This window comes from Massilia sp. PAMC28688 (assembly GCF_019443445.1).
Classification (GTDB): domain Bacteria; phylum Pseudomonadota; class Gammaproteobacteria; order Burkholderiales; family Burkholderiaceae_D; genus Telluria_A.
Genome location: NZ_CP080378.1, coordinates 1436977 through 1454093 on the forward strand (window position 1 = coordinate 1436977; position 17117 = coordinate 1454093).

Annotated in this window: 17 protein-coding genes; 9 read left to right on the forward strand and 8 right to left on the reverse strand. The window is 60.7% G+C overall.

Features of this window, described 5'->3' with window-relative positions; all coding sequences use genetic code 11:
• From rplB to KY495_RS06465, 5 genes are all read right to left on the reverse strand, one after another.
• Positions 1-828: a 50S ribosomal protein L2 gene (gene rplB, locus KY495_RS06445; RefSeq protein ID WP_219882880.1), complete on the reverse strand. Its 828-nt coding sequence runs from the start codon at positions 826-828 to the stop codon at positions 1-3.
• On the reverse strand, positions 828-1145 hold the full coding sequence (gene rplW, locus KY495_RS06450) for a 50S ribosomal protein L23 (protein WP_219882881.1): 318 nt from the start codon (positions 1143-1145) through the stop codon (positions 828-830). Before rplW ends, rplB begins: the two co-directional genes overlap by 1 nt.
• Positions 1142-1762, reverse strand: a complete 621-nt coding sequence (gene rplD / locus KY495_RS06455; protein ID WP_219882882.1) for a 50S ribosomal protein L4 — start codon at positions 1760-1762, stop codon at positions 1142-1144. Before rplD ends, rplW begins: the two co-directional genes overlap by 4 nt.
• Before the next feature lie 2 nt (positions 1763-1764).
• Positions 1765-2421, reverse strand: coding sequence for a 50S ribosomal protein L3 (gene rplC, locus KY495_RS06460; protein WP_219882883.1), 657 nt, complete (start codon positions 2419-2421; stop codon positions 1765-1767).
• 272 nt (positions 2422-2693) lie between these two features.
• Positions 2694-3209 (reverse strand): hypothetical protein, encoded by a 516-nt coding sequence (locus tag KY495_RS06465; protein ID WP_219882884.1) that lies wholly within the window; start codon positions 3207-3209, stop codon positions 2694-2696.
• A 198-nt stretch (positions 3210-3407) separates the two neighbouring features.
• Here KY495_RS06465 and KY495_RS06470 point away from each other — a divergent pair, with 198 nt between their 5' ends.
• The 8 genes from KY495_RS06470 to KY495_RS06505 all read left to right on the forward strand — a co-directional run bounded on the left by KY495_RS06470 (position 3408) and on the right by KY495_RS06505 (position 11570).
• Complete coding sequence (locus KY495_RS06470; protein WP_219882885.1) at positions 3408-3983, forward strand: TerD family protein; 576 nt, start codon at positions 3408-3410, stop codon at positions 3981-3983.
• A gap of 111 nt (positions 3984-4094) precedes the next feature.
• Entirely contained in the window at positions 4095-5402 is a 1308-nt protein-coding gene (locus KY495_RS06475) for a VWA domain-containing protein (protein WP_229518514.1), read from the forward strand.
• A 51-nt stretch (positions 5403-5453) separates the two neighbouring features.
• Positions 5454-6473: an ATP-grasp domain-containing protein gene (locus KY495_RS06480; protein ID WP_219882886.1), complete on the forward strand. Its 1020-nt coding sequence runs from the start codon at positions 5454-5456 to the stop codon at positions 6471-6473.
• Positions 6470-7639, forward strand: coding sequence for a phosphoribosyltransferase domain-containing protein (locus KY495_RS06485; RefSeq protein ID WP_219882887.1), 1170 nt, complete (start codon positions 6470-6472; stop codon positions 7637-7639). Before KY495_RS06480 ends, KY495_RS06485 begins: the two co-directional genes overlap by 4 nt.
• Positions 7608-8369: a hypothetical protein gene (locus KY495_RS06490; RefSeq protein WP_229518515.1), complete on the forward strand. Its 762-nt coding sequence runs from the start codon at positions 7608-7610 to the stop codon at positions 8367-8369. The genes KY495_RS06485 and KY495_RS06490 overlap by 32 nt, the downstream gene beginning before the upstream one ends.
• Complete coding sequence (locus tag KY495_RS06495; protein ID WP_219882889.1) at positions 8366-9451, forward strand: cysteine protease StiP family protein; 1086 nt, start codon at positions 8366-8368, stop codon at positions 9449-9451. Before KY495_RS06490 ends, KY495_RS06495 begins: the two co-directional genes overlap by 4 nt.
• The gene (locus KY495_RS06500; RefSeq protein ID WP_219882890.1) at positions 9444-10337 is read left to right on the forward strand and encodes an HpcH/HpaI aldolase/citrate lyase family protein; all 894 of its coding nucleotides are present in this window, start codon (positions 9444-9446) and stop codon (positions 10335-10337) included. The genes KY495_RS06495 and KY495_RS06500 overlap by 8 nt, the downstream gene beginning before the upstream one ends.
• Before the next feature lie 39 nt (positions 10338-10376).
• Positions 10377-11570: a TerD family protein gene (locus KY495_RS06505; protein ID WP_219882891.1), complete on the forward strand. Its 1194-nt coding sequence runs from the start codon at positions 10377-10379 to the stop codon at positions 11568-11570.
• 9 nt (positions 11571-11579) lie between these two features.
• Here KY495_RS06505 and gbpA read toward each other — a convergent pair whose 3' ends face one another.
• Entirely contained in the window at positions 11580-12983 is a 1404-nt protein-coding gene (gene gbpA / locus KY495_RS06510; RefSeq protein WP_307728253.1) for an N-acetylglucosamine-binding protein GbpA, read from the reverse strand.
• 382 nt (positions 12984-13365) lie between these two features.
• Positions 13366-14751 carry a cell envelope integrity protein CreD gene (creD, locus tag KY495_RS06515; protein WP_219882892.1) on the reverse strand — a complete coding sequence of 462 codons (1386 nt, stop codon included), beginning with the start codon at positions 14749-14751 and terminating at the stop codon, positions 13366-13368.
• A gap of 219 nt (positions 14752-14970) precedes the next feature.
• Here creD and KY495_RS06520 point away from each other — a divergent pair, with 219 nt between their 5' ends.
• A complete protein-coding gene (locus KY495_RS06520; RefSeq protein WP_219882893.1) occupies positions 14971-16104 on the forward strand; it encodes a hypothetical protein in 1134 nt (377 codons plus the stop codon).
• Between the two features lie 391 nt (positions 16105-16495).
• On the opposite strand, the gene KY495_RS06525 is transcribed toward KY495_RS06520, so the two are convergent.
• On the reverse strand, positions 16496-17095 hold the full coding sequence (locus KY495_RS06525; protein WP_219879845.1) for a plasmid pRiA4b ORF-3 family protein: 600 nt from the start codon (positions 17093-17095) through the stop codon (positions 16496-16498).
• Positions 17096-17117: the final 22 nt, after the last annotated feature.

The following is a 17117-nucleotide window of genomic DNA, read 5'->3' on the forward strand; positions in this document are numbered from 1 at the left end:
TTATTTCTTGCCGCGGCGCGAGACGATCATCGAAGTCGTACGCTTGTTACGGCGCGTCTTCTTACCCTTCGTCTGTTGGCCCCAAGGCGACACTGGATGACGACCAGCTGCGGTTTTACCTTCACCACCACCGTGCGGGTGATCGACCGGGTTCATGACCACACCGCGAACGGTAGGACGAACACCGCGCCAGCGCATCGCACCGGCTTTACCAATCTTGCGCAGGCTGTGCTCGGCATTGCCGACTTCGCCAACGGTAGCGCGGCACTCGATGTGCACGCGGCGTACTTCACCCGAACGCAGGCGAACCTGGGCGTAGGTGCCTTCGCGGGCCATCAGCACGACGCCGGCGCCGGCGGTACGGGCCATCTGGGCACCCTTACCTGGCAGCATTTCGACACAGTGCATCACGGTACCGACCGGGATATTACGGATAGGCAGGCAGTTGCCCGACTTGATCGGTGCTTCCGAACCGTTCATCACGCTGTCGCCAACGGCCATGCCCTTGGTAGCGATGATGTAATGGCGCTCGCCGTCGGCGTAGCACAGCAGGGCGATGTTCGCGGTGCGGTTTGGATCGTATTCGATACGCTCGACCTTTGCCGGAATGCCATCCTTCTGACGCTTGAAGTCGATCAGGCGATAGTGCTGCTTATGACCACCGCCGATGTGGCGGGTGGTGATGTGACCGTTGTTGTTACGGCCAGCAGTCTTCGATTTCTTTTCAACCAAGGCTGCGAACGGACGACCCTTGTACAGGTCTGGATTCACAACCTTTACCATGCCGCGACGGCCTGGCGAGGTTGGCTTCATCTTTACGAGTGCCATTATTTAGCCTCCTCGACAAAATTGATTTCCTGGCCGGGCTTCAGGCACACGAAAGCACGCTTGGTATGGTTGCGACGGCCATTGAAACGGCCCGAACGCTTTTGCTTACCTTGGCGATTAACTGTCTGCACCGACAGGACTTCAACCTTGAACAACAGTTCAACGGCTGCCTTGATTTCAGGCTTGGTCGCATCCGGCAATACGCGGAACACGATCTGCTCGTTCTTTTCCGCGACCATGGTGGCCTTCTCGGAAATGACCGGCGCCTGGAGCACCTTCATCAGGCGCTCTTCGCTGAATTTGATTACGCCGCTCATGCGAACATCTCCTCGATCATGGTCAGTGCTGCCTTGGTGACCACGATTTTTTTGTAGAACACCAGCGACATCGGATCAGCGTGACGCGGCTCGACCACCAGCACGTGCGGCAGGTTGCGCGAGGCCAGCATCAGGTTCTCGTCCGTGGTGTCGGTGATGATCATGACCGATTCCAGGCCCATGCCCTGCAGCTTTTGCGACAGCAGCTTGGTCTTTGGGGCATCGATGGTCAGGTTTTCCACGACCACCAGGCGCTCTTCACGAGCCAGCTGGGACAGGATCGAGCAGATACCTGCGCGATACATCTTCTTGTTCACTTTGTGGGTGAAGTTCTCGTCAGGCGAGTTCGGGAAGATGCGTCCGCCGCCGCGCCACAGTGGCGAGGACGACATACCGGCACGAGCACGGCCCGTACCTTTTTGACGCCATGGCTTCTTGGTCGTGTGATGAACTTCTTCACGATCCTTCTGCTTGCGGTTGCCCGAGCGTGCGTTGGCAGCGTAGGCGACGACGATCTGGTGGATCAGGGCTTCGTTGTAGTCGCGGCCGAAAACGGTATCGGCTGCAGCGACATTGGCGCCTGCTTGACCTTGCTCATTAAGAAGCTTAAGTTCCATAATCAAGCTCCTTTCTGTGCTTTGGTTTTGATGGCTGGCGAAACAACGACTTGGCCATTTTTCGCGCCTGGTACGGCACCCTTGACCAGCAACAGCTGGCGCTCGGCATCGATACGGGCGATTTCAAGATTCTGTACGGTACGGGTAACATCACCCAGATGACCGGTCATGCGCTTACCAGGGAAAACACGACCTGGATCCTGCGCCATACCGATCGAGCCCGGCACATTGTGCGAACGCGAGTTACCGTGGGTAGCACGGCCCGACGAGAAGTGGTGACGCTTGATGGTACCAGCGTAGCCCTTACCGATCGTGACGCCCTGAACGTCGATCTTTTGACCGACTTCGAACAGCGAAGCGGCAACAACATCGCCAGCTTTCATTTCGGCTGCTTTGCCAGCATCTACGCGGAATTCGCGCAGCATGGTGCCAGCTTCAACGCCGGCTTTGGCGTGGTGACCCGCAACTGCCGAAGTCACGCGGGATGCGCGACGCTGACCGAATGCGACCTGAACAGCGGAGTAACCGTCTGTTTCAGGAGTTTTGACTTGCGCAACACGGTTGTTCGATACGTCGAGCACGGTTACTGGGATCGAATCCCCGTCATCCGTGAAGATGCGCATCATTCCAACCTTGCGACCGAGAAGGCCTAGGCTCATTTTTTCTCCATTCCCACCTGCGATTGGGCGGGGCTGATGTTTAACTACCAAAAACTACAAGTAATGGACGGACTCAAAAAGGACGAATCCATACCGAAGCCGGCTAGTATAGCGCGCTAAAGGGCTTGACGCAACATATTAGTTGGGGGTATGTCGATGTGTTGTACGCATGGTTGCGCACGCGGCGGCGGCGCCATGACCGTCCCGGCAGCCGCCCCCGGATCACGGTAGCCGGCGCGACTTTTTACCGGTGAAAATAATGGTCAGAACGTCTACAGTACATGACTGGACGGTGACCCGGGCAGCCTGACCGGCATGCCCAGGCGCCGTACCAGCCGGATGGCGCGCAGGCGCAGCGATTCACGCACCTTGCCACGCGGCGGCACGGTCTTGCCCGCCAGCGGCACGGCAAGTTCCCATGAAACGGGCCGGGTTCCGTTGACTTTCGTATAATGAGTGAGGACGGTGATGGTGGCCTGCCCGGCAAAGTCGAGATGGCGGTCCGGCATCAGGATGAACATGGGTGCCAGCTGTGCTGTGTTGGTGCGCACGTGCACCTCGACGCAGGCGGGCAGCACGCTGCCATCGGACAAGGTTGCCGTCGCGCCCACCACGAAGTGGCCGGGCATGCCGAGCGGGACACTGTCGAGCGAGGTCGGGCGCAGGATCGATTCACCCTGCCCCAGCGACTCCTCTTCATTGATGGCCCATTCCCATACCGGATAGGCCGCGAAATCGGCGCGCGAGATCAGGCGTACGGGGCGGCGGGTTTCGAGGTCGAGGGTCATGGCGGAGGCAGTGCGGCGGGGAAGAATTCAGTCTACGTGGAAGCGGAATTTCTGTCCAGCAACGCACGCCAGGGTGTTGTTGCGGCGCAGGGAAAATAGATTGCTTGATTGATTACATAATGCACCCATCTAGGGTTGTTGTAGCAAGCCTGGCAAAGCAGGCTTTTCCGAAACTTAAGATTACTCAAGGAGATTAGTATGGCTATCAGTTTGCAAAAAGGCGGCAACGTCAACCTGAGCAAGGAATCACCGGGCCTGTCCAAGGTCATGATCGGCCTGGGCTGGGATCCGCGCGCCACCGATGGCGCCGCCTTCGACCTCGACGGCAGCGTATTCCTGCTCAAGACCGACGGCAAGGTGCGCGGCGACAGCGATTTCGTGTTCTATAACAACCTCAAGTCGACCGACGGCTCGGTGGTGCACCAGGGCGACAATACCTCGGGCGAAGGCGAAGGCGACGACGAAAAGGTGCTGGTCGACCTGACTAAAGTGCCGGCCGAGATCGACAAGCTCTCGTTTTGCGTCACCATCCATGAAGCCGAGTCGCGCAAGCAGAACTTTGGCATGGTCAGCAAGGCTTTCATCCGCTGCATGGATGCCAACGGCGAGAAAGAAATTGCCCGTTACGACCTGTCGGAAGACGGTTCGACCGAAACAGCCATGATCTTCGGCGAAATGTACCGTGCCGGCAGCGAGTGGAAGTTCCGTGCCATAGGCCAGGGCTTCAAGGGCGGCCTGGGACCGCTGGCGCGCTCGTTCGGCGTCAACGCTTAAGTAATAGTTGTACTGTCGTATCAGCACGGGCGAGCGCCAGGCGCGGCCCGTGCTGTTTTTTGTCTGGTACCGAATTCAACCTTTTCCGCTAACTGCTAACGACACTGGAGCATGATGGAACAGTTATCAAGAGGACAGCGCCTGCCGCTGGCCAGCCTGTCCGACAATGGCAAACTCGTCATTACGCTGGCAGCGTCCGGCGTGCCGCTCGATTTTTCGTGCTTTGGCGTCGGTGTCGACGGCAAGCTGGTGAGCGAAGCGTACATGACCTTCTTCAACCAGCCATCCACGCCCTGCGGCGGCGTCACCATGAGCGCGCAGGGCAGCGGCGCGGTCTTTACCATCGACACCGCGCGCCTGCCTGCGACCATAGACCAGGTGGTGGTCACGGCCAGCGTTGACGGTTCCGGCTCCCTGGCCCAGCTGGGCGCCAGCGCGCTGCGCCTGGGCGACAAGGCCAGCTTCGACTTTTCCGGCAGCGACTTTGCCCAGGAGCGCGCAGCCATGCTGGGCAATCTGTACCGCAAGGACGGTCAGTGGCGCTTTACCATCGTGGGCCAGGGCTTCAATGGCGGCCTCGATGCGCTGGTGGCGCACTTTGGCGGCGATGTCGCGGCGCCTGCAGCGGCGCCGGCGCCCGCCCAGCCTGCCCGCATTTCGCTCGACAAACGCATCGAAAAGGAAGCCCCGCAGCTCGTCAACCTGGTCAAGGCAGCCGGCGTGTCGCTGGCCAAGGCCGGGCTCGACACGCACCGCGCCAAGGTCGCGCTGGTGCTCGATATTTCCGGCTCCATGACCAGCCTGTACAGCAAGGGACTGGTGCAGCAGTTTGCCGACCGCATCCTGGCGCTGGGCTGCAAGTTCGACGACGACGGCGAGATTGACGTGTTCCTGTTCGGCGCCAATGTCCACCAGCCCGAGCCCATGTCGCTGGCCAACGCGCCCACCTATATCAAGAAGGTGATCGCCAAGCACCCGCTGGAAGGCGACACCCGCTACGGCCGCGCCATGGAAGCCGTGCGTCGCTACTACTTCCCGGACGGGAACGCCGCCGAGCGCAAGGCGCCGGTGGGCGGCAAGACGCCGGTGTACGTCATGTTCGTGACCGACGGCAGCACCTCCGACCAGCCGCTGACGGAAAAGCAGCTGCGCTGGAGCAGCCGCGAGCCGATCTTCTGGCAGTTCATGGGCATTGGCAAAGGGCGCAAGTCAAAATCGAAAAAACTGTTTGCGTTCGCCGACTCCGATTTCCCCTTCCTGGAAAAGCTCGACGGGCTTGATGGCCGCCTGATTGACAATGCCGACTTCTTTTCCGTGGCCTCGCCCGACGAACACAGCGACAGCGAACTGTACGACCTGCTCATGACCGAATACCCCGGCTGGCTCAAGCTGGCCAAGCAGCACGGCGTGCTGTCCTGACCCTATTTTTTATCGAAGCTCTATTTATTAACGGTTTTTTGAAAGTCATTCATGCGTGTCTGGTTTAACAGGACGTTTTCGTCCGTGTACGCGGCCATCAACCTTATCCGCGAAGCGGATAGCGAAGGCCGCTTCCACATCATCTACAGCAATGCCAACCCGCACGTAGCGGCCGCTCGCGCCGCCCACGAGTTCCATGTCGAACCCACCGGCATGGAGCGCGAAGAATACATCGAGTGGTGCCTCCAGTTCTGCCGCGAGCAGCGCGTGGATATCTTCATCCCGGGTCGCGAATCAACGGTGCTGGCCGGGATGCACGCGCGCTTTGAAGCGCTGGGCACGCGCGTGCTGTCTGCCGGGTCGGTGGAGGCGCTCGAACTCATTCACGACAAGGCCCGTTTTTACAGCGACGTGGACCTGACAATGGCGCCGGTGGCCGAAACGCGCATCTTCGAGACGGTGGAAGCGTTTGACGCCGCCTACGCCGACCTGCGCCAGCGCCACGCCAAACTGTGCGTAAAGCCTTCGCAATCGGTGTTTGGCCTGGGCTTTGCGGTGCTGGACGAAGAGCGCAGCAGCGCCGCCCTGCTGCTGGCCGGCGCCGAGTACCACATTGGCCTGGCCGACATGCGCCGCGGCCTGGCCGAGATGGGCACCTTCCGCACCATGCTGCTGATGGAGTACCTGGACGGGCACGAGTTCAGCGTCGACTGCGTGGGCGACAAGGGCCGCCTGGTAGCTGCCGTGCCGCGCAAGAAGCCGAAAAAGGCGGGGCGCGGCCAGTTGATCGACATGCGCCAGGACATCCTGGACGCCACCGCCAAGCTGTGCGCCGACTTTGGCCTGAACGGCTGCTTCAATGTGCAGTATCGCGAAGGCGGCGAGGAACTGCGCCTGCTCGAAATTAATCCACGCATGTCGGGCGGTATCGGCATGGCCTGCGTGGCCGGCCCCAACCTGCCCTACATTGCCCTGCGTGGCTTTGCCGATGGCTTTGACAAGGTGCAGGTCGCACCCGTGCGCGACGGCATTCGCGTGGCCGAATTAACTACACCCGTGGAACTTGCATGAACAACCCCGCCATCATCGAACTGCCAACCGGCAGGCTGGAACTGACCATCACCGATTCGCAGTACCCGAGCGACGAACTGCTCGGCTTTGCCGCGCGCGCCAACGCCAAGCGCGGTTTCCTGTTCTTGTCCAAGGTGCTGGGCAAGCACTGGCCGGTAAAACCGTCGCTCATGCGCGAGATTCATACCCGCATCGCGGCCTCGGTGCCGGAAGTGGCCGGCCCGGTCGTCTTCATCGCCATGGCCGAAACCGCCGTGGGCCTGGGCCAAGGCGTGTTTGAAGCCTGGCTGCTGGCCAATCCCGGGCGCGAAGCGCTGTTCATCCACACCACCCGCTATCACGTGGGCGGCGTCGACACCATCGAATTTGAAGAAGCCCACAGCCACGCGCCGCGCCAGTTCCTGCACATGCCACCGGACGCGCACAAAAAGGAACTGCTGCTGCGCGCGAAGACCCTGGTCATGGTCGATGACGAAGCCTCGACCGGCAACACCTTCCTGAACCTGTCACATGCCGTGCGCAGCCTCAACCCGGGCGTGGAGCGGGTCCATTTGGCCGCCATCGCCAACTTCATGGGCAAGGAGGCCACCGCCGCCCTGTCCCAACGTTTTGGCGTGCCGGTGACCATGTCCGCACCCCTCAATGGCGAATACCAGTTCATCGCCGGCGAAGCGCCGACCGAAGGACCGCCCGCCCAGCGTTTTGACGCCACCGCCGACCGCGGCGCCAGCAGCGCCTTTGGCCGCTTTGGCATGGAGCGCGCCATGGCCATCCCGGAAGGACTGGCAGCGCGCCTGGCCGAGCAGGTCCCGGCCGGCGACAAGGTACTGGTGCTGGGCACCGGAGAATTCATGCATGCCTCCTTCCTGCTCGGCGCCCAGCTCGAACAGCGCGGCCTGGACGTGAAGGTGCAGTCCACCACCCGCTCGCCCATCCTGAAATGGGGCGCCGTGTCCGAAGCCCTCGCCTTCCAGGACAATTATGGGGAGGGCGTCACAAACTTCCTGTATAACGTCAGCCCGGACCAGTATGACCACGTGTTCATCTGCCACGAAACTGCCCCGAACCAGGCCTTGAGCGACCTGGCCGACGTGTTCGATGCACGCCTACTCCACTTTATTACCGAGACACACGTTGAAGAAGTTTCAGAAATTCCTGTTCGCTGACCTGGACGACACCCTGTTCCAGTCACTTGAAAAATGCCGGTCCGCGGAGGGCCTGCAGGCGACCGCCTTCCTGAAGGACGGCAGCCCGATCTCGTACACCACGCCCGCGCAGCGCGCGTTCATCACGTTCGCGCAGGATGGCATGACCATCATCCCGACCACGGCGCGCAACCTCGACGCCTTGAACCGGGTCGATGTGCCGTTCATGAGCTGGTGCGTGATCGACTACGGCGGCATCGTGCTGCATCCTGACCGCAGCGTGGACCAGTTCTGGCTGGCCCACATGCAGGCCAAGATGCAGGCCGCCCTGCCGGGCATGCAGGAACTGACGCGCGTCATCGACGACTGGGCAGAGCGCACCGGTTACGGCGGGCGCACGCGCCTGGTGGAAGACTTCGATACGCCGTTCTATTTGGTGATCAAGGACCCCCACAAGATAGGCGCCAACCTGGAGCCGATCGAGCGCGAAGTGGTGGCGCCGTGGATCGCCGACGGCAACCGCGACTACTTCATTCACCGCAATGGCAACAACCTGGCCATTTTGCCGAATGCCCTCAACAAGGCAAATGCCGTGGCTTACGTGACGCAAAAGCTGCGCGAGCAGCATGGCGACATCATCACCTTTGGCATGGGCGACAGCAAGTCCGATGCGCGCTTCATGGCGGCCTGCGACTATGCCATTGTCCCGCCGCGCACCCAGCTCGCTGGCCTGACGCTGGAGGCGCTATGAATTTCTCCGGCAGCTACCGCAGCGGCGATGTGAGCTTTTTGCTCAAGCCCCTGGTGATGCAGGACTTTGTCGATGTCGAGCAGAAGGAAAAGCTGATCCAGAGCGGCAAGCGCCATTACAGCGAAATGCTGTCGCCGGAGTCGCTGCCGTCGGCGCGCTACCTGGACGTGTTCCGCCAGGCTTGCGACGCCAACCTGGCACGCATGGCCCGTGACTGCCTGGCGCTGGCCGGGCTGATTACAGCGCGCCGCAGCGGCGCCATCACGCTGGTGTCGCTGGCGCGGGCCGGCACGCCGGTTGGCGTGGTGCTCAAGCACCTGCTGGCGCGTGTGATGCAGCGCGAGGTGGCGCACTACTCGGTATCGATCATTCGCGACCGCGGCATTGACCAGGTGGCGCTGGAACATATCCTGGCGCAGGGCCACGCCCCCGAATCCATCGTCTTCGTGGACGGCTGGACCGGCAAGGGTGTGATCTCGCGCGAGCTGGAAGCGGCCATTGAAGAGTTCAATGCAAGGCGTGGCACCTGCATCGATGGCGGCCTGTATGTGCTGTCCGATCTGGCCGGCACCGCCGCCTGCGCGGCATCGTGCGATGACTACCTGATCCCGTCCAGCATCCTCAATGCCACGGTATCGGGCCTGGTCAGCCGCTCGATCCTCAATGATGCGATTGGCCCGAACGACTTCCACGGCTGCGTGTATTACGAGCAGTTCGAGGCGCAGGACCAGTCGCAGCGCTTTGCCGATGAACTGGTGGACCTGGCCATGGCTATGGCGCCACTGCAGGGTGAACCGGCGCCCATGGACAAGGCGCTGGCCGCTTCTGTTTCGCGCGCCTATATGCAGGCCGCATTGGCCACGCACGGCATCACCGACGTCAACATGGTCAAGCCGGGCATTGGCGAAGCCACCCGCGTGCTGCTGCGCCGCAGTCCGCGCCTGTTGATTGTGCGCGAGCGCGACTCGGTCGACGTCGCGCACCTGGTGCTGCTGGCCCAGGAAAAGAATATTCCCGTGCTGGTCGACCCTGCGTTGCCATACCATGCTGTATCGTTGATTAGGAGTGCACTTGATGGCTAAGTCGATGGGCGCCTCGCTCTACATCCCCGCCAACCACAAACACCTGATGGAAGTGGCCGACGGCGACCGCCTGGGGCACACCCGCTCGCTGATTTTCTGCACCGAAGACGCGGTGGCGGACAGTGACCTGAGCTGGGCACTGTTCAACCTGTCGGTGGTGTTGGCCAACATGAAGGCCAATTCGCACAGCGAGCGTTTTGTACGGGTGCGCAATCCCGAAGTACTGGCGCGCGTCCTCGCCATGCCAGGCGTGGAAAAGCTGACAGGCTTCGTCATCCCCAAGTGCACGCGCCACAACTTTGACGCCTACTTCAAGCAGGTACGCGGCACCGAGCATATGCTCATGCCCACGCTGGAGACGGCCGACGTCTTCAATGATGAAGAGATGCGCCTGTTCCGTGAAGTGCTGGAAGCGCCGGGTGTACGCAGCCGCATCCTGGCCCTGCGCATCGGCGGCAATGATCTGCTGGCCCTCCTTGGACTGCGCCGGCCGCGCACCATGACCATTTACCGCACGCCGCTGGGGCCCGTGATTGCGCGCCTGGTGACCACCTTCCGCCCATACGGCTTTGTGCTGACCGCGCCCGTGTTCGAGCACCTGGACCTGCCCGAACTGCTGGACCAGGAAGTGGCGGAAGACATGGCCTACGGCATGGTCGGCAAGACCGCGATCCATCCCAGCCAGATCGCCCCGATCGAGCAGCACTACCGCGTCAAGGCGCGCGACCTGGAAGCGGCACGCGCGATTTTGGACGAGGACAGCCCGGCCGTCTTCAAGATGCACGAATCCATGTGCGAGGTGGCCACCCACCGCGCCTGGGCGCAGCGCATGCTGGAACAGTCCAAGGTCTTCGGCGCGCATTCCAACGACACCGCGGCGCCCTGAAACGGCGCTGTATTCCCCTCACTGAAAAAGGACGGCATTGTGAACATATTCTCGCGTGGACAAAAGGGCAAACTCGCCGACCTGGGCTGCCCGTCGCAATTTCCGATTGTGCTGGACATGAATGGCCCCGGCCTGACGATCGACGTGTCGTGCTTTGGCCTGGACGGCGACGACAAGCTGTCCGACGAGCGGTTCATGGTCTTCTATAACCAGCTGGCCGCGCCAGGCAACGCCATCACGCTGGCGATGGATGGCGGCAAGGCCAGGTTCAACGTCAATCTCGACGCCCTACCTGCCTCCATCGCCAAGATGGTGTTCGTGGCCGCGGTTGACGGCAACGGCACCATGCGCTCGCTGGGCGCGAGCACCATGAGCATAGGCGACGTTGTGCAGTTTCCGATCAGCGGCGGCGACTTCCAGGATGAGAAAGCGGTGATCGTGGGCGAGGTGTACCGCAAGGATGGCGTGTGGCGTTTTGGCGCCAATGGGCAGGGCTTCAACGGTGGCTTGTCGGCACTGCTCAAGCACTTTGGCGGGACCGAGGCGGCGGCGCCAACGCCGGCACCGGCAGCGCCAGCACAGGGCAAGGTATCGCTGTCCAAGGTCACGCTGGAAAAGCGCGGCGACAAGGTATCGCTGGACAAGGCGGCAGGACGCGGCGGCTATGGCCGCGTGCACGTGAACCTGAACTGGAACCGCAGCGGCAGCGCGCCGGCCAAGACAGGCTTTTTCGCCAAGCTGACAGGCGGCAGCAGCACGGTGGACCTGGACCTGGCGTGCATGTACGAGATGAGCGACGGTACGCGCGGCCTGGTACAGGCGCTGGGCAACTGCTGGGGCGAGTACGACCGCTACCCGTTCATCAAGCTCGAAGGCGACGACCGCACCGGCCAGAACGCCAACGGCGAAAACATCCTGATCAACGGCGACCAGTTCAACAACATCAAGCGCGCACTGATTTTTGCCTTCATTTACAAGGGCGTCCCAAACTGGACCAGTACCGACGGCGTGGTCACGATCGACATGCCGGGCCAGACGCCGATCGAGGTCAAGCTGGACCAGGGTGGCAATCAGATGATGTGCGCCATCGCCATGATCGAGAACCGCGGCGGCAGCATGCAGGTGACCAAGCTGGAAGAGTACTTCAGCCAGCAGGGCAGCATCAGCGCCCACCAGATGATGGACCAGCGCTTTGGCTTTGGGCTGCGCTGGACCACCGGCTCGAAAAGCTGAGGTTCCCGGTTACGGAGCAGTCCAGGCGTCACCCCAGTGTGCGCCCACGCCCGGCTCGTATTGCGTCGAGCTGGCCGACCAGATCGTGCACCAGCCGCTGTATGGGTAAGGCTTGCAGGTATAGACCTTGCCGTCCTTCGGCTGCAGTACCCGGGTGCCCGCCTTGTAGATGCCAAGCGAGGCCGGGAACACGTGATCGTGCGCAGCCGTGCCTTCCGCCGTCATCGTCAGATTGAAGGTCTTCTGCACCGGCGTACCGCCATTGGCGGGCACGCCCTTGAGCACCAGCTGATGGGCTCCCGCTGCAGGCTCGTTCAAAGCAATCGACAAGCCGGCGCTGCTACTGGCGAGCGGCGTTGAATCGAATCCTTTGGAGACCCCGGCCTGGTCATACACGTAGGCACTTACATCCATTGCTGTATTGGCGCTGACGCTGAAATCGATCGTCAGCGCGCCACCTTTGATGATGTAGGCGCTTTGCAGGCCAGTGACCGTGATGTCGGCTGGGGGCACGACATCCTTCGTGATCTGCACCTCCACGCGCGTGAGGCCGCTGCCCGATTTACTGTAGATCGTGTTCTGCCCGTAGACCGGCATGATGCTCCCGTCCTGCCCCAGCTGGCCGGCGCGCAACAGTGGCTGCTCCGCGTTCACGCGGGTGGCGAGCTTGAAGGCCCAGTTGTTGCGCAAACCTTCCGTGGCACTGCCGATGTGCAGCGTCGTCTGCAGCTCCCGCTTTTCGCCATTCGCGTCAAACACCCGCGTCGCCACGCTGTCGCCGGCTGCCAAGTCGACGGACGGATAGATGACGCCGCGCTGCGTCCACTCAGGCGCAGTCGTGCTGTCGTTGAACATCACATCGACCAGGTTGTAAAAGCTGTTGGGCGTGTCTGCCACTTCCCATACACCCAGGATGATCTGGTAGCCGCTGCGCTTGGGCACAACGCAGGAATGGTTCACCACCATCGGCGGCTGCGCGTTATTACCGCCCACCGTGCAAAATGGCGTGAGGTCGAACGCGGCGCGCGTCAGCTTCTGGTTGGGATTCCAATCAGGCTTGGTGATGTAGTAGCGCCAGTTGCGCGAGGCGTGATTGGCCGTGAACTGCCAGGAAAAGGTATTGAGGCCGGCCTGCATTGGGCGCTTGTTCCAGCGGCTGCTGGTCTGCTCATTGAGTTCGCCAAACTGCGGCAGCGCAGCGCTGGCGATGGCGCCATCGGCCGGCCCTCCGGATGGAAATCCGGAAGAAGCCTCCAGGCTTTGCGGCTCCCACTGTATGGCGCCGCAGGCGCTGTTGGCGCCCTGCTTGCATAGCAGGTTGCGCGACGCAGGCTGGGAAATATAACCATGGGCCCAGATACCGGAACTGGCCAGCAGTGACAGAGCGCCAAAGAGCATACTGATTTTTTTCACGTTGATATCCTTCGATAAAGGTGACAAGCAGGAGCACGGGTAGTGCCTGACGGCTAGCTAGCTTTTTTAGGATGCAAGTGAAAAAATCGAGCGTCAACTGGTTTAAATCGTTGCGCCATGATGCGATACCAGTGCACGAAAGCACCGGCTGTTCCGAAGCGGCGGGGCGCTGGCAAGTGGCATTTGCGTAGTGATTGGGCTAGGACCACTTCATAACCTGGGCGCGAGTGGTATGCGCGGGCGGCGCTGGCTACTTGGAAGGCGACGGCCTTTCAGCGACGTGCGCGCCATCGAGAGGGCCAGCAGAAGCGCCTTCCCCCAGATGATGGACCAGCGCGAGGATCCGGCGGCGCTGGTCCTCGCGCTCCAAACCGGGCCGTCCTTATGGTGTCGTCACCTCCGGCGGCGCCGCGCGCGTGATCTGGTACCAGTCCACTTTGCGGGTGGCGATCATGACTGCGGCCAGCATGGCGAACAACAGCAGACTGCCCATCACCAGCGCATTATTCTCCGAGATCAGCAAGCCATACAAGGCACCGTAAAGCAGGGTGAGCGCGCCACCGAAAGCCATGCCGCGGGTCCAGTCGCGCAGCACAAATGAGAGGTAGAAGCCGAGCAGCAGTATGCAGGCCACGCTGGCGGCCAGGTACGCCAATGCAAACGCGATGTGCTCCGACAGGCTGACGAGCAGCAGGAAGAACAGCGCCAGGGCGAGGCCCACCAGCAGGTACTGCACGGGGTGGATCGGCAGGCGCTTGAGCATTTCAAACATGAAGAAGGCGGCGAAGGTGAGCGCCACGAACAGGAAGCCGTACTTCACCGCGCGCCCGGCCAGCGTGTAGATGTTGACCGGCTCAATGAATGCTACCGTGAAGGCTTCGACCTGCATGTGCGGCTGCTCGCCGCCGGCAGTGCGCGACAGCTCCATGTCGCGCAGCTTTTTCTGTGACATGGTGGAGAGCGACGAGATATTCCAGGTCGCTTCGAAGCCCGTATCGTCAATGCGCCGTTCGCTGGGCGATGGCAGGAAGTCGCCACCGAACTGCGGGTGGGGCCAGTCCGACTTGACGGTGACCTTGTTGCTCTTGCCGATCGGGACAAAGTGTTGGCGTTCGATGCCATCGAGTCCCAGCATCATGCTGAACTGGACAGCGGCGGGCGACTCCATCGTCATGGGGGCAAGCTTGGCGTGCAGGCCGGCGGGCGTGGACAGCAGCCCCGTGCCCTGTTCAAATTCGGCGCTGCCATCACCCCATTTGATGGTTGGAATATTGCGGATGCCGCGCACATCGCTGATGCCCATTGCAACGCTGGGCCGCCCGATGGTAATTCTGGAATCCGGCTTCGCGCGGGGCAAAGCATTGACGGCGGGGATGGCGAAGTCACCGCTGATGTCGTGGGTGCCGCCGTAGACCAGCACCTGGTGAATGCCGCGGTAGCGGCGGTCGGTCTTGACCTGGCTGGTAATCTTGAGCTGCTCCGGAAACACCAGATGGGTGCGGCGTGCCGTGTGGGTAACCGTTTCCGTCTTCTTTGTGCCGCCTTCCTCCTTGACCAGCTGTTCCTGATACTCGTCAGTGTAGGGAATGACGAGGACCGGCCCCATGATGGTCTGCTCGCGCACAGAGGTGGCAGCGATGCTGGCGACCGCCTCGTGCCGGAACTTGCCGCGCTCTTCGATGGTTTCTTCGATCATGCTGAGCGGGATACAGATGAGCACAGCGAGTGCCAGCACGATGATGGTCTTGAATAGCAGTGTTCTTTGCATGGCGACATTTCCTTGAAGAGTGATGTCGCAAGTGTAGGAATGCTGTGTGCGAACAGTGTGCGGTCGGTGTGAAGCGCCAGTAAAACATTGAATCCGGATGAGGGAATGCCGGCTGGATGTCTACTAACCGCCATTTGTTTGATCTAACGCAAGTCTTGGACAGAAGCGATTGCGTCTTATCACGTTAATATCAAACGTTCAAAATTCCACTGGGGCTCTGTGTCAATTTCCGAAAGTATCCTGTCATGGTTGAATCTCGCGCCACTGAACGAGCTCGACGCAACCAAACGTGCGCTTGCGCAGTCCAATGAACAGATTGGTAGCTTAAAAATTGCAAACAGCGATTTGCAGAAGCGCGTGGCGCGCTTGGGCAGCGACCTTGCAAGCATTGGCCGCGAAGTTACAAGCTTGAATCGCCATGTGAGTCTAGCGAATGCACAGCAACTCTGGTGCAAAGCATCGCTAACTGAGCTACCGCCCGATACGCCTGATGCTATCCGGCGCCACACCACGAAGGACGCTGCGACCATCCTGAGACAAGCGGAGACGCTCTACGATTTGATCGATCCTGCGAACTTTTCTACTTCGGCCCAGTGGGCCTTGTACTGGTGCCTCGCGCATGCTTCGGCGGCAGCAATCACGGCGACACAAGCCGCGAAACGCGAAGATGGCATATCGGGAGACTTTCTGAATGAACTGGCAGCGCAAGCACGCGGCCTTCCACAGGTGAGCGCTGAAACAGGGCTCCAGATCGCCTATAACGCGATCTTTGAGCAATGCGAGCCGGCCCTCAAGGAAGCACAGGTTGGGGCGGATATACTTTTGATCGTGGCGGGAAGTTCTTTGGTCCCCGATGGACTGGCCCGACTTTTTTGGATTCAGGCCAAACGAGAGAAGACTTCAGCATTCAAACTCCATTACGAGCAGGCCAATACCGGTGGATACCAGGTTGACGCGCTGGCCAAGATGTCGTCTGAAGCGCAGGGTTCATTCGCGCTCTACATGCAGTACGCCGGATCGCTGACTTTCGTGCCAGCTGTGCCGGTAGCGAAACTTGGCCGGACAAGCTATACGGCTGACCTGGCGCTCTTAGGGACCCGTTTGCCCGAATATATTGTGGCCTCCAGCGCCAAGGCAAATGCAGGCACGTTCAAGAACGTAAAGGCCATCCTTGCGTTCCTGGATAAGGCATCCGACAACAAGCCCTTATATGTCGTTACGATTTCCGCAGGTGATAGGCAGCGCGACAAAGAGCTGACGCAACTGCTAACGACGGTGTCGGACTATTACCTTGAGAAGCTTGGGATGTCAAAGGAACGTAATAAAGGTAAAGACCGGGGCATGGAGCGATAGCCGTTGTGCCAGGTCGCTGGCAGAGCAAAGTGGGGCAGAAACGACGCGGCACTGATCCCGTTGAACCCGTGTCGGGATGTCGGCACTGACTCCGTTGCGGTCCCGTTGGTCGGATCTCCCATCTGCAACCACTTCAGCTTTTCGGACCCGTATCCGCTATTTGCGCGCGATGAGAGTGCCACCAGGAATTTTTTCCCGTCGATTTCTGATTGAACCCGCCGCTTCATGCGACAAGCGCGGCCAGGAGGGGAAGCGCTACCTCTACTTGATGCCCCTACTACGCGCCCATCAACACTAATCCATATCCCGTTTTGGTGATGTCACATGCTGTTGTACCGTTAAAGTGACTGATGTTTCGTAAGCGTGGCATCAGTACCGTCTTGACGCCCGCTTACTTCCGGCCCCAGCCATTCCAAGCCATGCGCAGCAGCGTCGCGTTCGCCATTCGCTGATCGAAGGCCTCTGCGTCGAAGCTGCCGCCCACCCATCTCAAATAGTCCTTTGCTTCCTGGCTCTTCGGTTCGTCCCGCAGTGTCGTGAGGAAGTCGTCGTAGCCGCCGATGCCGCCGACGTCTTCAGGCGGGCATGCGCGCTTGCCATCGATGATATAGGCACTGCCCATTGGCTCTGGACGTTGCTCAATTTTTTCGACGTGAATTTCATGCTGCCAGCTGTCCCCGAAATCGTATTGGTAGGTGAAGCGCTGGCCGGTGTACAGCAATCGATTCAGCTTTCCTTTTCGGTCATCGAACATTTCCTCGTCGCTGTCGTAGCTGCCCTCAAGAACATGCTCGTTGTCAAGCATGCTGTAGGTGCGGCCCTCAACACGAAACTCATGAAGATGGGCGTCGGTCCAGCCAAACGCGGCCTGGATGATGTGATGAAGCGCACGCAAGCTGAGGTCGCCGTCGACGACGATACGGCGCCAGATTGGCGGCGTGATGTCTGCGATGCTGATGCGCAAAGTGATGACGATATTTTTCTTGGCCATGAGAGTTTCGTTCAATGCGCGC

What these genes read in the sequence shown, in the direction of transcription:
- KY495_RS06475 (WP_229518514.1), top strand. Translation starts at nt 4,095, where the DNA reads ATGATGGAACAGTTATCAAGAGGACAGCGCCTGCCGCTGGCCAGCCTG.
- KY495_RS06470 (WP_219882885.1), top strand. Translation starts at nt 3,408, where the DNA reads ATGGCTATCAGTTTGCAAAAAGGCGGCAACGTCAACCTGAGCAAGGAA.
- rplC (WP_219882883.1), bottom strand. Translation starts at nt 2,421, where the DNA reads ATGAGCCTAGGCCTTCTCGGTCGCAAGGTTGGAATGATGCGCATCTTC.
- KY495_RS06465 (WP_219882884.1), bottom strand. Translation starts at nt 3,209, where the DNA reads ATGACCCTCGACCTCGAAACCCGCCGCCCCGTACGCCTGATCTCGCGC.
- creD (WP_219882892.1), bottom strand. Translation starts at nt 14,751, where the DNA reads ATGCAAAGAACACTGCTATTCAAGACCATCATCGTGCTGGCACTCGCT.
- KY495_RS06500 (WP_219882890.1), top strand. Translation starts at nt 9,444, where the DNA reads ATGGCTAAGTCGATGGGCGCCTCGCTCTACATCCCCGCCAACCACAAA.
- KY495_RS06525 (WP_219879845.1), bottom strand. Translation starts at nt 17,095, where the DNA reads ATGGCCAAGAAAAATATCGTCATCACTTTGCGCATCAGCATCGCAGAC.
- KY495_RS06480 (WP_219882886.1), top strand. Translation starts at nt 5,454, where the DNA reads ATGCGTGTCTGGTTTAACAGGACGTTTTCGTCCGTGTACGCGGCCATC.
- rplW (WP_219882881.1), bottom strand. Translation starts at nt 1,145, where the DNA reads ATGAGCGGCGTAATCAAATTCAGCGAAGAGCGCCTGATGAAGGTGCTC.
- rplD (WP_219882882.1), bottom strand. Translation starts at nt 1,762, where the DNA reads ATGGAACTTAAGCTTCTTAATGAGCAAGGTCAAGCAGGCGCCAATGTC.
- KY495_RS06485 (WP_219882887.1), top strand. Translation starts at nt 6,470, where the DNA reads ATGAACAACCCCGCCATCATCGAACTGCCAACCGGCAGGCTGGAACTG.
- rplB (WP_219882880.1), bottom strand. Translation starts at nt 828, where the DNA reads ATGGCACTCGTAAAGATGAAGCCAACCTCGCCAGGCCGTCGCGGCATG.
- KY495_RS06495 (WP_219882889.1), top strand. Translation starts at nt 8,366, where the DNA reads ATGAATTTCTCCGGCAGCTACCGCAGCGGCGATGTGAGCTTTTTGCTC.